Here is a 17,473-nt window from a genome sequence, read left to right on the forward strand (position 1 = left end):
TACTCGGAACCGCTTAGTAACAACATCGTTGCCCTAGCGTTGCAAAAAAGAAGGAGTCTTGCATGAATAAATCAACAACTGGCTTGCTGCTGGGATCTGCTCTCGTCATGGGTCTCGCCGGCTGCGCCAGCTCAGGTTCTCAATCTTCCGGTGCTTCGTCCAGCGGTGATTCCTGGTACTCTTCTCCTTTCGTCTGCGGTCTGGCCGGTGGCCTGATCGGTGGTGGCCTCGGTTACGGTGTCAGCAGCAACGACGACGAAGAAACGGGTGCCGCAATCGGTGCAACTGCCGGAGCAACAGCAGCTGCTCTGCTTTGCTCGGGTGGCGACAGCCGTGAACTGGATTCCGATAATGACGGCGTGCCGGATTCTCGTGACGAGTGCCCGAACACACCGGCAGGCGTAGCCGTTGATGCCAAGGGCTGCCCGATCGACACCGACGGTGACGGCGTGCCGGACTACCTCGACCAGTGCCCGGGTACCCCGGCTGGTGTAGAGGTTGATTCGCGCGGCTGCCCGCTGGATTCCGACGGTGACGGCGTTCCGGACTATCAGGATCAGTGCCCGAACACTCCGGCCGGTACTCAGGTCAACGCTCTGGGCTGCCCGGCAGCGCTGGTACTGCGCGACGTCAACTTCGAATTTGACTCTGCACAGCTGACTTCCAACGCCGAACAGACCCTGAACGACGTTGCCGAGAAGCTCAACAGCAACGAACAGGTCCGTGTTCGTCTGGAAGGTCACACCGACTCTGTTGGTAGCGCTTCCTACAACAAGGATCTGTCTCAGCGTCGTGCGGACTCCGTTCGTGACTACCTGGCCTCTCAGGGTGTCTCCTCTGATCGCATGGAAGCCCTCGGCTTCGGCGAAGAGCGTCCGGTAGCCAGCAACGATACTGCTGAAGGTCGTGCAGAAAACCGTCGTACCGAAGTTCATCCGCTGGGTGAAAACGGTCAGGTGATGGATCGTACAGGCCAGAACGGTGGCAACAATCAGTAATTTCTGCTGATTGCCATCTGACAAAAGAGGGCGCTTCGGCGCCCTCTTTTTTATGTAAATATTTCTCGACAAGTGCCGGCAGTTTTATCAATTTCCAGTGATTGACTGGACGTGATTCATCACTGTTTGCTAGTTTGCGCTCCGGCTTGATAACTTGCCCCACGCCTGCCAGTTTCCGGGTGCACTCCCTGTGCCCTGCTGACAATGTAATACCTCAAGTGACTCCTGGTAGCGGTCACCACTGAAACAAGGAAGGAACTCCTATGCCCGTCGTCACACTTCCTGACGGTAGTCAGCGTCAATTTGATTCCCCCGTATCCATCATGGCGATTGCCGAGTCCATCGGTACCGGCCTTGCAAAGGCTGCCGTAGCCGGCAAAATCGATGGCCATCTGGTCGATACGGCCGATATCGTCGATCATGATTCGTCAGTTGCCATCGTGACTGCCAAGGATCAGGAAGGGCTCGAGATCATTCGCCACTCCTGCGCGCACCTGATCGGGCATGCCGTCAAGCAGCTTTATCCCGACGCCAAAATGGCCATCGGACCTGTCATCGATGACGGTTTTTATTACGACATCGATTTCGGACAGTCCATTTCAAGTGATGATCTTGAAAAGATCGAAAAGCGCATGCGTGAGCTGATCGATGAAGGATATGACGTTTCAAGAGTGTATGTTGACCGTGATCAGGCCCTTCAAACCTTCGTGGCGCGAGACGAGACCTACAAGCAGGATATCGTTTCCCGCATTCCCGAAGGCGAGACCATCCGGCTGTATCATCACAAGGAATACATCGACATGTGCCGGGGACCTCATGTTCCCAATACCCGGCATCTAAAATCGTTCAAGCTTTTGAAGCTGGCCGGCGCCTATTGGCGAGGTGATGCTGCCAACACCATGCTCACACGTATTTATGGTACGGCCTGGGCGGACAAAAAGCAGCTTAACGCCTATATCAAGCGACTTGAAGAAGCAGAAAAGCGTGACCACCGCAAACTGGCGCGTCAGCTCAATCTCTTTCATCAGCAGGAAGAGTCGCCGGGCATGGTTTTCTGGCATCCGCGAGGCTGGGCCATCTGGCAGGCGGTCGAGCAGTACATGCGAAACGTTTATCGCAGCGGTGGCTATCAGGAAATTCGCTGTCCGCAGGTCATGGACGTCAGCCTCTGGAAAAAGTCCGGCCACTGGGATAATTACTCGGAAAACATGTTCTTTACCGAATCGGAAAAGCGAGAGTACGCGCTCAAGCCGATGAATTGTCCCGGGCATGTACAGGTATTTAACTCAGGCCTTCACAGCTATCGTGAAATGCCCATTCGCTATGGAGAGTTCGGCGGATGTCATCGTAATGAGCCCTCGGGTGCATTACACGGCATCATGCGAGTGCGTGCCTTCACTCAGGACGATGGTCATGTCTTTTGCACCGAGCAGCAGATTGAACCGGAAGTCACCGATTTTCATCGTCAGGCGCTCAGGGTTTACGAGGACTTCGGTTTCGACGATATCGACGTCAAGATCGCTCTGCGCCCTGAAAAGCGTATCGGTAGCGATGAAGAGTGGGACAAGGCTGAAGGCGCGCTTCGCGCTGCGTTAAAGGCGTGCGACGTTCAGTGGCAGGAGTTGCCCGGTGAGGGCGCCTTTTACGGGCCCAAAATCGAGTATCATATGCGCGACTGTCTTGGTCGTGAGTGGCAGGTGGGCACCATGCAGGTTGATTTCATGATGCCCGGCCGTCTCGGCGCCCAGTATGTGGGTGAAGATGGCAACCGTCATACACCGGTTATGCTTCACCGTGCCATTATCGGTTCCTTCGAGCGCTTTATCGGTATCCTGCTGGAGCATCACGCCGGTGCGCTGCCGCTGTGGCTTGCACCAGAGCAGATTGTTGTGCTCAACATTACCGATGCACAGGCAATCTATGCCACGGCGCTGACCGAGCGTTTGCAACAAGCCGGTCTTCGTGTCAAGTCAGACTTGAGGAATGAGAAGATCGGTTTTAAAATTCGTGAGCATACACTCCAGAAGGTGCCTTATCTGCTGGTTGTCGGCGATAAGGAAGTGGAGTCGGATAGCGTTGCTGTCAGAACGCGGACTGGCGAGGATCTCGGGACGATGACAGTTTCCGAATTTCTTGCCAGACTGGATAACGAGCGTGGATAGCAGCATTTCTTTTCAGCAATGGAGACTTGACGATCAAGCGAAATAACCAACGTGGGCGCCCTCAGGAAAAGCGCGCACCCATAAATGACCGCATCCGTGCGGATGAAGTTCGGCTTATCGATAGCGAGGGCGAGCAGCTGGGTGTTGTGCCCATGAATGAGGCGCTTGCCAAGGCTGAAGAAGCTGGGCTTGATCTCGTGCAGATATCCAATGCCGATCCGATCGTTTGCAAGATCATGGATTACGGCAAGCATCAGTTCGAACTGAAAAAGCAGAAGTCTGCTCAGAAGAAAAAGCAAAAGCAGATCCAGATCAAGGAAGTCAAATTCCGGCCTGCAACCGATGAAGGCGACTACCAGGTCAAGCTCAAGAACTTGACCCGTTTCCTTGAGGAAGGCGATAAGGGCAAGGTCACTCTGAGATTCCGCGGTCGCGAAATGGCGCACCAGGATATCGGACGCAAGCTCATGGAGCGCGTAGAGCATGACTTGGACGACCTTGCTGTTGTAGAATCGCGTCCGAAGATGGAAGGCCGGCAAATGATCATGATGCTGGCCCCCAGGAAAAAGTGATCCGCGGGCAGGTTAACGAGCGTGTTGATGCCATCGCAGGAGGTTTGCCATGGTTCGGCACGCTGGCCTCGGGTTTTCTAAAAAATATCGTGCGGAGTTATTCTCATGCCGAAAATCAAGAGCAACAGCGGTGCGGCCAAGCGCTTCAAGCGCACTGCCAAGGGCTTTAAGCACAAGCAGTCCTTTCGCAGCCATATCCTGACCAAGAAATCGACCAAGCGTAAGCGTCAGCTGCGCGGTATGAAGCAGATCCATGATGCCGATCGTCGTCTGATCGAGCGCATGCTCCCTTATATCTAAGTCGATTCAAACAACTGAAGTCAGGAGGTTTTCATGGCTCGTGTAAAGCGTGGTGTCGTCGCTCGTCGTCGTCACAAGAAGATTCTGAAGCAGGCAAAAGGCTACTACGGTGCTCGTTCGCGCACTTTCCGTGTTGCCAAGCAGGCGGTCATCAAGGCCGGTCAGTACGCCTACCGTGACCGCCGTCAGCGAAAGCGCCAGTTCCGTGCGCTGTGGATTGCACGTATCAACGCTGCAGCTCGCACTCACGGCATGTCCTATAGCCGCTTCATCAACGGTCTGAAAAAGGCCGGTATCGAGATCGACCGCAAGATCCTTGCAGATCTGGCCGTTCACGAAAAGCAGGCTTTCGGTTCTATCGTCGAGCAGGCCAAGGCCGCCTGACGGTACGGGTGATCCGATTTCACCTGCCGAAATGCTACAAGGGAAGAGCCGTTGCTCTTCCCTTGTTTTTTTGTGTGGCAGCAATTTATCGTCAGATCCCTGATAACAGGATCAACGTGCAGAGCTTCCCGGGTATCTGCAATCTGCCGTTTTTCATGGAGCAAGACGGATGGAGCATCTCTCCACAGTAGTAGCGACGGCGGTCGACGCCATAGACGCTGCCGAAGATATCAGGGCACTGGAAGACATTCGTGTCCACTACCTTGGAAAAAAGGGTGAAGTGACGGCTTTGCTGAAAGGGTTGGGAAAGTTGCCGCCCGAGGAACGTCCTGCTGCCGGCGAGGTCATCAATCAGGCAAGGCAGCAGATCGAAAGCGCCCTGGAAGCCAAAAGAACGACGCTGGAAGCCAGTGCCATGGCCGCAAGGCTTGCTGCACAAAAGGTGGATGTGACGCTACCGGGTCGACGCGAGTCTTCGGGAGGCCTTCACCCCATTACCCAGACGCTGCGCCGCATCGAGCAGTGTTTTGCCAATATTGGTTATGATATCGCGGAAGGTCCCGAAATCGAGGACGATTATCATAACTTCGAGGCCCTGAATATACCGGCCCATCATCCAGCGCGTGCCATGCACGACACCTTCTATTTTGATGCGCGCCATGTACTGCGCACGCATACGTCTCCGGTTCAGATCCGAACCATGGAACATCAGGAACCACCGGTGCGTCTGGTCTGTTCGGGCCGGGTATACCGTAATGATTCCGACTTGACCCACAGCCCCATGTTCCATCAGGTGGAAGGGCTATTTGTGGATGAAAATGTCAGCTTTGCCGATCTCAAGGGAACCATCGAGGCCTTTTTGAAAGCCTTCTTTGAGCGTGACCGGCTCGATGTTCGTTTTCGCCCCTCCTATTTTCCGTTCACCGAGCCTTCGGCAGAAGTCGACATTCAATGCGTCAACTGTGGTGGCCAGGGGTGTCGCGTCTGCTCTCATACCGGCTGGCTGGAAGTAATGGGTTGCGGCATGGTGCATCCCAACGTGTTTGCCCATGTGGGTATAGACTCGCAGCGCTATAGCGGTTTTGCCTTCGGCATGGGCGTTGAGCGTCTGGCGATGCTGCGGTATGGCGTCAACGACCTGCGTCTTTTTTTCGACAACGATCTGCGCTTTCTCCGCCAGTTTCAGTAACCCGTTTCGGTATAGCGAGGCAAGATGAAAGTTTCCGAACAGTGGCTGCGTCAATGGGTTGATGTAGCGCAGAACGTGCAGGCGATTGCCGATCAGATCACCATGGCAGGACTGGAAGTTGACGCCGTTGAACCGGTGTCACCCCCGTTCACAGGTGTCGTCGTTGCACAGGTAAAAGAGGCCGCTCAGCACCCTGACGCTGACCGTCTTCGTGTCTGCCAGCTTGATGACGGCAGCGGGCAGCTTCAGCAAGTAGTGTGCGGCGCGGCCAATGTGGATGCCGGTCAAAAAGTGGCGCTGGCCCGACCCGGCGCCATGCTTCCCGGTGATTTCGCCATCAAGGAAGCAAAGCTTCGAGGCGTGGCGTCTCATGGCATGATCTGTGCCGAGTCCGAGCTGGGCCTGGTTGAAGAAAAATCGCCGGGCATCTGGGTGTTGCCACAGCAAGCCCCCGTTGGCGAAGACCTGAGGCAGTGGCTCGGGCTGGACGATCACAGCATCGATGTGGACCTGACGCCCAACCGTGGCGATTGCCTGAGCGTGATGGGGCTGGCGCGCGAAATCGGTGTGCTCAACCGCGTCGAGGTCAAAACGCCCGAAATTGCTGCCGTGCCAGAGCAGATCGACGAGCGCTTCGATGTCCGCCTTGAAAATGGCCACGCCTGTCCACGATACAGCGCGCGCGTTGTACGTGATGTGGATGTCAGTACGCCGTCTCCGCTGTGGCTCAAGGAGTATCTGCGCCGCTGTGGTCTGCGCGCCATCGATATCGTGGTGGATGTTACCAACTATGTGATGCTCGAGCTGGGCCAGCCGATGCATGCCTTCGACCTGGATCGACTCCAGGGCGCTATCGAAGTGCGCAACGCTCGTGCCGGCGAGACATTGACGCTGCTTGATGGGCAAAACGTTCAGCTTGCAGACGATACCCTGCTGATTGCCGATGCGGATGGCCCGCTGGCCATTGCCGGTGTCATGGGCGGCGAGCGCTCGGGCGTTAACAGCGAGACACGTCATGTGCTGCTGGAGTCTGCCTTCTTTGCCCCGCTTTTTGTCGCCGGGAAGGCTCGCCAGTACGGTCTGCATACGGACGCCTCGCATCGCTTCGAGCGCGGCGTTGACCCGACGCTGCAGGTGCGTGCACTTGAGCGGGCAACAAAACTGCTTGTCGAGCTGGCCGGCGGTCGTCCCGGACCGGTGATCGAGCAGACGGATGCGCAGGCGCTGCCCGAGACCTGTCAGATCACCCTGAGCGCCGCGCGCGTCAGCCGGATTCTGGGCATGGCGCTCGATGAAGAAGAGATCAGCGACATCCTGACCCGCCTGGGCATGACCCTGGTGGCTCAGGGGGAGGGCGTCTGGCATGTCAGTGTGCCGGCATGGCGCTTTGATGTGCGTCTGGAAGAGGATCTGGTTGAAGAGCTGGCGCGCGTTCACGGCTACAACCGCCTGCCCGTTCGCTATCCGCAGACCAACCTGGCCCCGCGTCGCGAAGATGGGACGAAGGTCTCTCTCGATGCCATTCGCCAGCATCTGGTAGCGGGTGGCTACCAGGAAGCCATTACCTACAGCTTCGTTTCCGAGGAGCTGCAGCAGGCACTGGATCCGGTAACCGTGACGCCTACGCTTGCCAACCCCATCTCCAGCGACATGTCCGTCATGCGCTCGAGTCTGTGGTCGGGCCTGTGCCGGGCGCTTTTGCATAATCTCAATCGCCAGCAGCAGCGTGTTCGTCTCTTTGAGACAGGGCTGGTCTTCAAGGGCGATATCGATGCGTTGACGCAAACGCCCATGCTGGGAGGAATGATCTGCGGTACGCGAGACCCGGAAGGGTGGACGAGCCGCAAGGACAACGTCGATTTCTTTGATATCAAGGGCGATGTTGAACGGCTTCTCGCGCTGGGTGGCGTCGAAAGCGAGTGGCGCTTCGAGCCGGCTGAGCATGACGCGCTCCATCCCGGGCAATGCGCTCGCATCATGCGCGGTGATCAGCATGTCGGTTGGGCAGGTGCGCTGCATCCTGCGGTCAGGGAAAAGCTCGGAATCAAGCCAGAGGTGTACGTTTTCGAGCTTGAGCTTGAATCCCTGCAGCAGGGCAGGCTTGCCACCTTCACTCCGCTGTCTCGTCAACCGGAAGTCCGGCGCGATCTGGCGCTGCTGGTGGATGAGGCGCTGCCGGTGCAGTCACTGCTGGACCTGATTCGTGAGCAGGCCGGGGAGGCATTGACGGATCTTCGTCTTTTCGACGTCTATCAGGGCGCCGGCGTTGAAGAAGGGCGCAAGAGCCTGGCGCTGGGCTTGACCTGGCAGCATCCTTCGCGCACGCTGACAGATATCGAAATCAATCAGACAATTGACAATATTGTCGCGGTTTCCTCGGAACGTTTTGGCGCGTTGCTGCGTAACTGAATGCGGTGGCGGGATATTGTCTCCTACAGGATGTCGGATAATGAGTGCGTTGACCAAGGCTGAACTGGCAGAGCATCTGCACACGTCGCTTGGCTTTTCAAAACGTGAAGCCAAGATGCTTGTCGAGCAGTTTTTTGATGAAATCCGCGGGTGTCTCAGGGAAAACGAACAGGTAAAGCTTTCAGGCTTCGGCAATTTTGATCTGCGCGACAAGCGTGAAAGACCCGGTCGTAATCCCAAGACGGGAGAGGAAATTCCGATATCGGCGCGTCGAGTGGTGACGTTTCGGCCCGGCCAAAAGCTTAAGGCTTTGGTGGAGGAACGCGACAAGGCCTGATTGTCTGGCGTATTCGCAGCCAGAATGGTTGGCTGTTACTGGTTAAAAGCCCCGCCCAAGGCGGGGCTTTTTTATGTATCGGCGGCCGGGAAAGCGTTAAACGCCCTGTGTTACCATTCTCGAAATTTAATGCGGGTGATCGAAACTCATGCCTGATGTCGGAATTTATGTTGCAACGGTTTATGGCGGCGCGCTGGATGTTGCCGAACAGATTGCCCCCCTTTATGAGTCGTCGGGTTACGGCGTCGAGATCCACGAAACGCCAACGCTGGATAAACTGATCGACCCTCAGCCGGATCTGGCGCTTTTTTGCATCTCTACCACGGGACGTGGCGATTATCCCGGCAATTTTACCGGGTTAAGCAGCGCTCTCGAGCAGCAGCGTCCGTCACTTGAGGGGCTTCAGTACGCCATGATCGCCATGGGCGACAGCAGCTACGAAGAGAGTTTTTGCGGTGCCGGTCGCAAACTGGATGAGCTTTTGACCGCCCTGGGCGCCACGCGTGTCGGAGAGCGTCTGGAAGTGGACGCCTCGGAAACCCCCATGGCCGATGATGCTGCACTGCCATGGGTAGAACAGTGGCTGGAAGCACATTCATGAATCGTCAGGGGTTACTGGCCAGCGGCGAGCGAATTTCCATTTTGCTGGGACTGGCACTCACCATGGTAATGGCAATGCCGGGCTACTACATCGTTCGCGATAACGAGCGGCTGGTACTGGTATGCGGTGGCGTAGCGGCGCTGGTGGTGGTTTCCGCCATTTTGTGGCAACGCGCCTCAAGCAGCGTCAGAACTGACGTCGCCCGGTCGTTGAAGCGTTTGGTGCTGTGGCTGTTGGCCAGCGTGGTGGCTACAGCGCTATGGCATCTGGTCACGGGACAGGCGCAATTCTGGTATCAGTGGCTGCCCAGAGCCATGATCCTTGGGCTTTTGCTGCATACCCTTTACGGCTGGTGGCGCCCTGCACAGCAGTAGCGCCACCTTCGGGATAGATAGCGCTTTACGTATTCAGCGTATAGCAGGGTACGTATTCGGTGCCCGGTAATTTCATGCGGCCCTGGGCGACAAAAGAGGTCAGCAGGTCATCCAGGGGTTGCATGAGCTCACTTTCGGCATTGAGCCGGAAGGGACCATGCCTTTCGATGGCGCGTACTCCCTGTTCCTTGACGTTGCCGGCCACAATCCCCGAAAAGGCGCGGCGCAGATTGGCCGCCAGATCATGCACGTTCTGGCGGCGGTGAAGTGCCAGTCCGGCCATCGAGTCGTGGTTGGGAGTGAAGGGCTTTTGAAAGTCCTCCGGGATATCAAGGCGCCAGTTGAAGTAGAAGGCGTCCTGGTGCTCGCGCCGAAAGGTGGTGACCTCCTCGATGCCCTCTCTCATGGCACGTGCAACGCCGACCGGATCATCAATCATGATGCGATAGTGCTTTTGTGCCTCGGCGCCGAGTGTGAACGCGATAAACTCATCTATGCGCCGGAAGTAATCGGCGCTGCCGGCAGGCCCGGTAAAGATGATCGGGAAGGGAATGTCCGTATTGTTTGGATGCAGCAGTACACCCAGCAGATAAAGAATTTCTTCGGCGGTGCCTACGCCGCCCGGAAAGATAATGATGCCGTGGCCGACTCGAATAAAGGCCTCAAGGCGCTTTTCGATATCCGGCATGATGACCAGTTCATTGACGATCGGGTTGGGTGATTCGGCAGCGATGATGCCCGGCTCCGAAATTCCCAGATAGCGGCTGTTGCGGCGACGCTGTTTGGCGTGTGCCACATTGGCGCCTTTCATTGGCCCTTTCATGGCGCCCGGGCCGCAACCGGTACAGATATCCATGTCGCGCAGGCCCAGGTGATAGCCGACTGACTTGCTGTAGTCGTACTCTTCGCGCGAAATGGAGTGGCCGCCCCAGCAGACCACGAGATTGGGATCCCGGGAAGGCTTCATGACGCCGGCATTGCGCAGTATATGGAATACGGCGTTGGTAATGCCTTCGGCTGATTCCAGGTCAAATCGGCCATGCTTTTCGATCTCGTTGGAGACATAGACCACATCGCGCAGGACAGAAGAGAGCAGCTCACGGATCCCGCGAATCATGCTGCCATCGACAAAGGCATGAGCCGGCGCATTGGTCAGCTTCAGGCGAATGCCTCGGTCCTGCTGGATTACTTCGATATCAAAGTCATGATAGGTCTCAAGCACACTGCAGCTGTCATCGACCATGGTGCCGTAGTTCAGAATGGCCAGTGCGCAGCGGCGCAATACGTCATGCATGCCGTTGGATGAAGTGTCACGCAGGCGATTGACTTCCTGCTGCGAGAGCACCTCCAGACTGCCTTCCGGAGAAATGGTAGCTGAAATTCGTGTGGCTTCTGTCATCCTCTTTGATATCCTTTTCCTGCAGTCATCAAATGCCAGAGCGGACCCTGACGGCAATGGATCAGTTCGTTCGGCTCGTGGCGCTGTGCCAGAGTTGTTCGATACGCTGGCGGTCATCGCTTTCCATGGCATCTTCCATGAAGGTGCTTTCAAGCCACTGGCGGTAGGTGGCATCGAAATCCTCGGCGGTCACGGTTTCCGGATCGTATTGCGCCATCTCCTGTACCAGTTCTATCTGCGGAATCATGTAGCCCAGTGCAAAAAGGTCCTCATCGGGCGCCTCGGATTCCATGGCCAGCAGTGTCTTTTTGATGCTCTCGGCGCGTCTTGAAAAGGGGTCGGGCATGATGAATTTTCCAGTGTTCGGCGGTGTCAAAAGTCACGTCCCGGGATGCTAACACGAGACTCCGGGGAGCTCATGCGGGCTGCAGGATTTTCTGATAAAGTAGTTGGCCACGCCGTATCTGTCTGATCAGAAATGAAGATTTTTATCTGCCCCGGTTGCTCCGCACCCGGGGCCGTTAGTGAGCTGATAACCCCCCATGTTCAATGCCCAGTATTTCAAGACCTTTATCACGCTGGTGGAAACAGGCAGCTTCACCCATACGGCACACAAGCTGGAAATGACTCAGCCCGGGGTCAGCCAGCACATCCGCAAGCTTGAGCATTACCTCGACAAGACCCTGCTGCGCCGTCACGGCCGTCGCTTTACGCTGACAGAGGCCGGCCGACGTGCCTACGACTACGCCATTCGGCTTTTTGCCGAGCATGAACAGTTTCGTCACGGTCTTGACGATGAGTCGCTCAGCAGCGGTGACTGCCGTATTGCCAGCCCCTCGAGTATCGGACTGATGTTCTATCCCTTTTCGCTGGGCTATCAGCAGGTCAATACCGGTCTGACCATCAGCTACAATTTTGCCTTCAATGCCGAGATCGTTCAGGACGTGCTGGCGGGGCGCTATGATCTAGGCATCGTGACAGACATTACGCGTCACCCTGACCTCGAATATGAGCTCTGGCATCACGAGCCGTTGTGTCTGGTGGTGCCGGCTGATTTTCGTGGTAACAGCATCAATGAACTACTGGCGCTGGGTTTTTTGAACTATTTCGACGGCGTCCACAATGCAAGTCAGGTGCTGCGCGAGAACTATGCCGAGGAGTTTCGCTCGATCAGCTATTTCCCGCAGAAAGGCTATACCAACGATGTCGCGGTGGTGCTTGATGCGGTCGCGCGTGGCCTTGGCTTTACCGTTGTCTCGCGCCCGGTGCTCGAAACCTCTCCCTGGCAGCGCCAGGTTCAGGAAGTCCCGCTGTCAGTGCCTGTCTATGAATCCCTCTATATCCTGACCCGTCGCGGCGTCGAGCTGCCTCGCCGCTATCGCCAGCTGCTTGATGAGTTTCGCGAGCAGCGGCGTAACGCGCTTTACGGCTATGAAGCGCCCGCTGATATGGCTTCTGAAGGGAATCACGCGTAAGCACGTTTGAAGGCGTCAGCGCCGTGATATCAGGCCGACACAGTGCGTTTCACTGTGTCGGCCTTTTTGATCAGGGGGGCTTAATCTCGATAGTCGTCGATGCTCGGACAGCTGCAGATCAGGTTGCGGTCGCCATAGACATTATCCACTCGATTGACGCTGGGCCAGAACTTGGCCTCTCTTGTCGCCCGGGTGGGGAAGGCGGCCTGCTCGCGTGAGTAGGGCCAGGGCCAGTCATCGCAGGACAGGTCGTACTGGGTGTGCGGGGCATTGACCAGAACGTTGTTATCGCGCGCGGCGTCACCCTGTTCGATGGCACGAATCTCGTCGCGAATGGCGATCATTGCCTCGCAGAAGCGATCCAGCTCCTGACGCGACTCGGATTCGGTGGGTTCGATCATCAGCGTCCCGGCCACCGGGAACGACATGGTCGGCGCATGAAAACCGTAATCCATCAGGCGTTTGGCAATGTCTTCTTCATCGATGCCACTTGCTGCCTTGAGCGGGCGAATGTCGATGATGCACTCATGGGCTACGTGGCCCTTTTTGCCACGATAGAGCACGCTATAGTGCTCGCTCAGGCGATGGGCCACGTAGTTGGCGTTCAAAATGGCCGCTTCGCTGGCCTCGCGCAGCCCTCTTGCGCCCATCATGACGATGTAGGCCCATGAAATGGGCAGAATCAGTGCGCTGCCAAAGGCCGCTGAGGAGACGGCAGTACCGGGCTCAAAACGGGTATGACCTTCGCGATGCACATGGCCCGGCAGATAGTCCGCCAGATGTGCCCTGACGCCGATCGGGCCCATGCCCGGGCCGCCGCCGCCGTGAGGAATGCAAAAGGTCTTGTGCAGATTGAGGTGCGAGACATCGCCGCCGTAGTCGCCCGGCCGACACAGCCCGACCTGGGCGTTCATGTTGGCGCCGTCGATATACACCTGCCCGCCGTGCTGATGCACGATGTCGCAGGCTTTTCGAATACCTTCCTCGAACACGCCATGCGTTGAGGGGTAGGTCAGCATGATCGCCGAAAGCTCGTCACTGTGTTTTTCGGCCTTGGCCTGTAGATCTTCCAGATCGATATTGCCGTTGGCGTCACACTCCACCACGACCACTTTCATGCTGGTCATGGCAGCCGATGCCGGGTTGGTGCCGTGGGCCGACGATGGGATCAGACAGATATGTCGATGACCCTGATCGATCGACTGCTGATAGCGCCGAATGGCCAGAAGCCCGGCATATTCGCCCTGCGCGCCCGAGTTGGGCTGCATGGAAATGGCGTCGTAACCGGTCACTTCCACGAGATAGTCGCCAAGCTCTTCGATCATCTTCAGATAGCCCGGGACCTGCGTCTCGGGCGCAAAGGGATGAATATCGGCACATTCGGTCCACGACAGCGGCACCATTTCGGTGGTGGCATTGAGCTTCATGGTGCAAGAGCCCAGCGGGATCATGGCATGCGTCAGCGATAGATCACGATTTTCAAGGCGTTTCAGGTAGCGCAGCATCTCGGTTTCGCTTTGATAGCGCGAGAAGGTTGGATGCGTCAGAAACGCTGACTGGCGCTGGCAGGCGTCCGGCAGCTGTGTTGCGCTCTGTTGAAGTGCGGCGTCAAGTGCAGTGACGTCATGACCGTGTTGATCACCCAGCAAAATGGTGAAAAGGGCGTTGAGATCCTGTGATGTAGTGGTCTCATCCAGGCTGACTCCCACGCGGCCATCCTCGCGATAGCGAAGATTATGACCGGCCGCTTCGGCGCGCTGGCGCAGGGCCTGCACATCCGCCACCTGCAGGGTCAGAGTGTCGAAAAAGTGCTCGCTTGCCACACGGATATCGCTGTCGGACAGGCCGCTTGCCAGAATGCGGGTCATTCGATGAACGCGGTGAGCGATGGTGCGAATACCCTCGGGGCCGTGATAGACCGCATAAAAGCCGGCAATATTGGCCAGCAGCGCCTGAGCGGTACAAATGTTGGAGGTCGCCTTTTCGCGGCGGATATGCTGTTCACGTGTCTGCATGGCCATGCGAAGGGCCGGTTGACCGTGTCGGTCGCGGGAAACGCCGATCACGCGTCCGGGCATGGCGCGCTTGAGATCATCGTTAACGGCAAAAAAGGCGGCATGCGGGCCACCAAAGCCCATGGGCACGCCAAAGCGCTGGGCTGAGCCCAGGGCGATATCGGCGCCCATCTCACCCGGCGGCTTCAAAAGTGCCAGCGCCAACAGGTCGGTGGCCACGGCCACCATGACCTGGCGCTCGTGGGCGCGCTCGATGAGCGCCTCGATATCCGTGACAGTTCCGTCATCGGCCGGATACTGCAGCAGCGCACCAAAAACGTCGTACTGATCAAGCTGCTCTGCCCGGTCCACGATCACTTCAAGGCCAAGCCAGCGCGCACGCGTGCGCACGACATCCAGGGTCTGGGGGAAAACGTGGTCTGCGACAAAAAAGGCCTGGCTTTTGTTTTTGCGGTTGGCACGCTTGCACAGCGCCATGGCCTCGGCCGCGGCGGTGGCCTCATCCAGCAGTGAGGCGTTGGCCAGCGCCATGCCGGTCATGTCCATGACCATCTGCTGAAAGTTGAGCAGCCCTTCAAGACGCCCCTGGGCGATTTCGGGTTGATAGGGGGTGTAGGCCGTGTACCAGCCCGGGTTTTCCAGCACGTTTCGTGCAATGACGGCGGGCATGAGAGTGCCGTAATAACCGGCCCCGATATGGTTTCTCATGACCCGATTGGTGCCCATGACACGTTTCAGGCGAGTGAGCGCTTCGAGCTCCGATACCGGTTCGGCCAGATTCAGTTCACCTTCCATGCGAATATCCGAAGGGATGGCGTGATCGAGCAGATCCTGCATCGTTTCGGCATCCAGTGTCGCCAGCATATGACGACGTGCCGTGGCATCAACGCCGATATGACGGGCAATAAACGCATCATGCGCGAAGAGTTCATTCAGCGAGCGAGAATCAGCGGCCATGGGATATCCGTAAAATGGAGTGTCAAAAAGCCCTGCTGCGGGCGCGGCGGGCGAGAAGCCGGGCGGTGATCAGGCGTTTTATGACAGCGGCGAGGAGGTCAGCCCCGTGGTGTCAGTGGTAGACGCTATCAGTCGTTTTCTTCGTTGGCGACAAGCTCGGTATAGCTGTCGGCATCCATCAAAGACTCGAGTTCATCGGGCTCTGACAGACGAATCTTGATCAGCCAGGCATCGTCATAGGGGCTTTCGTTGAGGCTTTCCGGTGCATCCTCGAGCAGGGTGTTGACGCCAAGGACTTCACCGCCCAGCGGGGCATAGAGGTCGGAAGCGGCCTTGACCGATTCAACCACACCGAACTCCTCACCGGTTGTGATGGTGCTGCCAACCTCGGGAAGCTCCACGAATACCACATCACCAAGTGCCTGCTGTGCGTGGTCGGTAATGCCGATGGTGACGGTACCATCGCCATTGTCCTGAACCCATTCGTGACTGTCCGAATAGCGGAGATTAGTGGGGATCTGGCTCATTTTATGTGTCCTGTTCAATGCCAAGATGACGGATGGCGAAACATCCCGGAGATAACGAGGCTGACCTGCCTATAGGGTGGCTTCAGGCGGCCTGCTCGTCCACTGCTGATTGAGGATCGGCGATTTTGTTATGCCGGCTTGTTTCCGATCGGAAACTTTTTGCTTATCGTAACGTTGCCGGTCGGCGACTAAAAGGGGCGTGCGAGAAAAACGTCGCTCCCGGGCACGCTTGCCATGACATCAGCGGGGCCAGCCTGTAGATTTTCATGATGTACCGTCATCCACGGTGTTCAACAAACAATGACTTCAATAACAAAAGGGGAAATCGGTCATGGACGCATTGCAGGGACTGGTGGAAGGTATTAATGGCGTGGTCTGGGGACCGCTCATGCTGGTGTTATTGCTGGGTGTGGGGCTTTATCTGCAGATCGGACTCAAGGGCATGCCGGTACGCAACATCGGCCGCGCCTTTGCATTGCTCTGGCAGGGGCGCACGCCGGGTGAAAAGGACAGCGGCGAGATATCCTCGTTCAACGCGCTCATGACCTCGCTGTCGGCCACCATCGGCACCGGCAATATCGCCGGGGTTGCCACCGCCATTGCGCTGGGCGGGCCGGGCGCCGTGTTCTGGATGTGGATGACCGCGCTGGTCGGCATGGCGACCAAGTACGCCGAAGCCGTCTGCGCCGTGCGTTATCGTGAACGCGATGAGCAGGGTAATTTCGTGGGCGGACCGATGTATTACATCAAAAACGGTCTCGGCAAGCGCTACGCCTGGCTGGGTGTAATGTTTGCCCTGTTCGGCACCCTGGCCTCCTTTGGTATCGGCAATACAGTACAGGCCAATTCGGTCGCCGATGCTCTGTCGACATCGTTTAGTATTCCTTCGTGGGTGACCGGTCTGGTGATCATGGTGCTGGCAGGGGCCGTCATTCTGGGCGGCATTCAGCGCATCTCAAGCGTTGCCGGTCGACTGGTGCCGTTCATGGCCGTGGCCTATCTGCTGGCCGGGCTTGTGGTACTGGCCATCAATTACGCCGCCATTCCCGATGCGCTCTGGCTGATCATCAAGCACGCCTTCACGCCCATTTCAGCGGCCGGTGGGTTTGCCGGCGCCGCCGTGGCGGCCGCCATTCGCTTTGGTGTGGCACGGGGTGTCTTTTCCAACGAGGCAGGTCTTGGTAGTGCACCGATTGCCCATGCCGCAGCACAGACCAACAGCCCCGTCAGGCAGGGTATGGTGGCCATGTTGGGTACCTTTATCGATACCATCGTGGTCTGCTCGATTACGGCATTGGCGATCGTGACTTCCGGTCAGTGGCTCGAGGGTGATTCGGGCGCCTCATTGACCTCCATGGCCTTTCGTATGGCCCTGCCGGGACCGGGAGACTATATCGTGGCCATCGCGCTGGCGATTTTTGCCTTCACCACCATTCTGGGTTGGTCCTACTACGGCGAGCGATGCTTCCAGTACCTTTTTGGCAGCCGCGCCGCGCGTTTCTACCGAATTGCCTTTGTACTGGCCATCCCCGTGGGTGCGATGGCACATCTTGATTTTATCTGGCTGCTGGCGGACACCTTCAATGCCCTGATGGCCATTCCCAACCTGATTGCGCTGGCGCTGCTGTCACCGGTCGTGTTCAAGCTGACCCGAGAGCATTTTGCTGCAGAGAAACAGGCGGTCAATCAACGGTGAACAGGGGTTGGCTGCATGGGCATGCCCTCATCAAATGGGGCATGCCCGTTTAAACGTATACATCATGAACCGGATTCG

The 17,473-nt window shown here is 57.3% G+C and carries 16 protein-coding genes; 12 read left to right on the forward strand and 4 right to left on the reverse strand.

The window, feature by feature from the left end; all coding sequences use genetic code 11:
- Window positions 1-62 precede the first annotated feature (62 nt).
- The 10 genes from ACS92L_RS04240 (at window position 63) to ACS92L_RS04285 (ending at window position 9,326) form a co-directional block, all read left to right on the forward strand.
- A complete protein-coding gene (locus tag ACS92L_RS04240) occupies window positions 63-998 on the forward strand; it encodes an OmpA family protein (protein WP_438767279.1) in 936 nt (311 codons plus the stop codon).
- A 263-nt stretch (window positions 999-1,261) separates the two neighbouring features.
- Complete coding sequence (gene thrS, locus ACS92L_RS04245; protein ID WP_438767280.1) at window positions 1,262-3,160, forward strand: threonine--tRNA ligase; 1,899 nt, start codon at window positions 1,262-1,264, stop codon at window positions 3,158-3,160.
- Between the two features lie 26 nt (window positions 3,161-3,186).
- Entirely contained in the window at window positions 3,187-3,732 is a 546-nt protein-coding gene (gene infC, locus ACS92L_RS04250; RefSeq protein WP_115853214.1) for a translation initiation factor IF-3, read from the forward strand.
- A gap of 105 nt (window positions 3,733-3,837) precedes the next feature.
- Entirely contained in the window at window positions 3,838-4,032 is a 195-nt protein-coding gene (gene rpmI / locus ACS92L_RS04255) for a 50S ribosomal protein L35 (RefSeq protein WP_086622910.1), read from the forward strand.
- 33 nt (window positions 4,033-4,065) lie between these two features.
- Complete coding sequence (gene rplT / locus ACS92L_RS04260) at window positions 4,066-4,416, forward strand: 50S ribosomal protein L20 (RefSeq protein ID WP_086622909.1); 351 nt, start codon at window positions 4,066-4,068, stop codon at window positions 4,414-4,416.
- A gap of 169 nt (window positions 4,417-4,585) precedes the next feature.
- A complete protein-coding gene (pheS, locus tag ACS92L_RS04265; protein ID WP_438767281.1) occupies window positions 4,586-5,605 on the forward strand; it encodes a phenylalanine--tRNA ligase subunit alpha in 1,020 nt (339 codons plus the stop codon).
- A 24-nt stretch (window positions 5,606-5,629) separates the two neighbouring features.
- Window positions 5,630-8,014: a phenylalanine--tRNA ligase subunit beta gene (gene pheT / locus ACS92L_RS04270; protein WP_438767282.1), complete on the forward strand. Its 2,385-nt coding sequence runs from the start codon at window positions 5,630-5,632 to the stop codon at window positions 8,012-8,014.
- 40 nt (window positions 8,015-8,054) lie between these two features.
- Window positions 8,055-8,351, forward strand: a complete 297-nt coding sequence (locus ACS92L_RS04275; RefSeq protein ID WP_086622906.1) for an integration host factor subunit alpha — start codon at window positions 8,055-8,057, stop codon at window positions 8,349-8,351.
- Window positions 8,352-8,499: 148 nt separating this feature from the next.
- On the forward strand, window positions 8,500-8,952 hold the full coding sequence (locus tag ACS92L_RS04280) for a flavodoxin domain-containing protein (RefSeq protein ID WP_438767283.1): 453 nt from the start codon (window positions 8,500-8,502) through the stop codon (window positions 8,950-8,952).
- Complete coding sequence (locus ACS92L_RS04285) at window positions 8,949-9,326, forward strand: hypothetical protein (protein ID WP_438767284.1); 378 nt, start codon at window positions 8,949-8,951, stop codon at window positions 9,324-9,326. The genes ACS92L_RS04280 and ACS92L_RS04285 overlap by 4 nt, the downstream gene beginning before the upstream one ends.
- A 25-nt stretch (window positions 9,327-9,351) precedes the next feature.
- Here the strand turns inward: ACS92L_RS04285 and ppnN are convergent, their stop codons facing one another.
- The gene (gene ppnN, locus ACS92L_RS04290; protein ID WP_438767285.1) at window positions 9,352-10,725 is read right to left on the reverse strand and encodes a nucleotide 5'-monophosphate nucleosidase PpnN; all 1,374 of its coding nucleotides are present in this window, start codon (window positions 10,723-10,725) and stop codon (window positions 9,352-9,354) included.
- Window positions 10,726-10,786: 61 nt separating this feature from the next.
- Window positions 10,787-11,071 carry a hypothetical protein gene (locus ACS92L_RS04295; RefSeq protein ID WP_438767286.1) on the reverse strand — a complete coding sequence of 95 codons (285 nt, stop codon included), beginning with the start codon at window positions 11,069-11,071 and terminating at the stop codon, window positions 10,787-10,789.
- Window positions 11,072-11,267: 196 nt separating this feature from the next.
- Here ACS92L_RS04295 and ACS92L_RS04300 point away from each other — a divergent pair, with 196 nt between their 5' ends.
- Complete coding sequence (locus tag ACS92L_RS04300; RefSeq protein ID WP_438767287.1) at window positions 11,268-12,200, forward strand: LysR family transcriptional regulator; 933 nt, start codon at window positions 11,268-11,270, stop codon at window positions 12,198-12,200.
- A gap of 80 nt (window positions 12,201-12,280) precedes the next feature.
- Here ACS92L_RS04300 and gcvP read toward each other — a convergent pair whose 3' ends face one another.
- Window positions 12,281-15,172: an aminomethyl-transferring glycine dehydrogenase gene (gcvP, locus tag ACS92L_RS04305; protein WP_438767288.1), complete on the reverse strand. Its 2,892-nt coding sequence runs from the start codon at window positions 15,170-15,172 to the stop codon at window positions 12,281-12,283.
- 128 nt (window positions 15,173-15,300) lie between these two features.
- Window positions 15,301-15,699 (reverse strand): glycine cleavage system protein GcvH, encoded by a 399-nt coding sequence (gene gcvH, locus ACS92L_RS04310; protein WP_438767289.1) that lies wholly within the window; start codon window positions 15,697-15,699, stop codon window positions 15,301-15,303.
- Window positions 15,700-16,030: 331 nt separating this feature from the next.
- On the opposite strand from gcvH, the gene ACS92L_RS04315 reads away from it, so the two are divergent.
- On the forward strand, window positions 16,031-17,395 hold the full coding sequence (locus ACS92L_RS04315) for an alanine/glycine:cation symporter family protein (protein ID WP_438767290.1): 1,365 nt from the start codon (window positions 16,031-16,033) through the stop codon (window positions 17,393-17,395).
- Window positions 17,396-17,473: the final 78 nt, after the last annotated feature.

Source organism: Kushneria halocnemicola (genome assembly GCF_965650455.1).
GTDB lineage: Bacteria > Pseudomonadota > Gammaproteobacteria > Pseudomonadales > Halomonadaceae > Kushneria.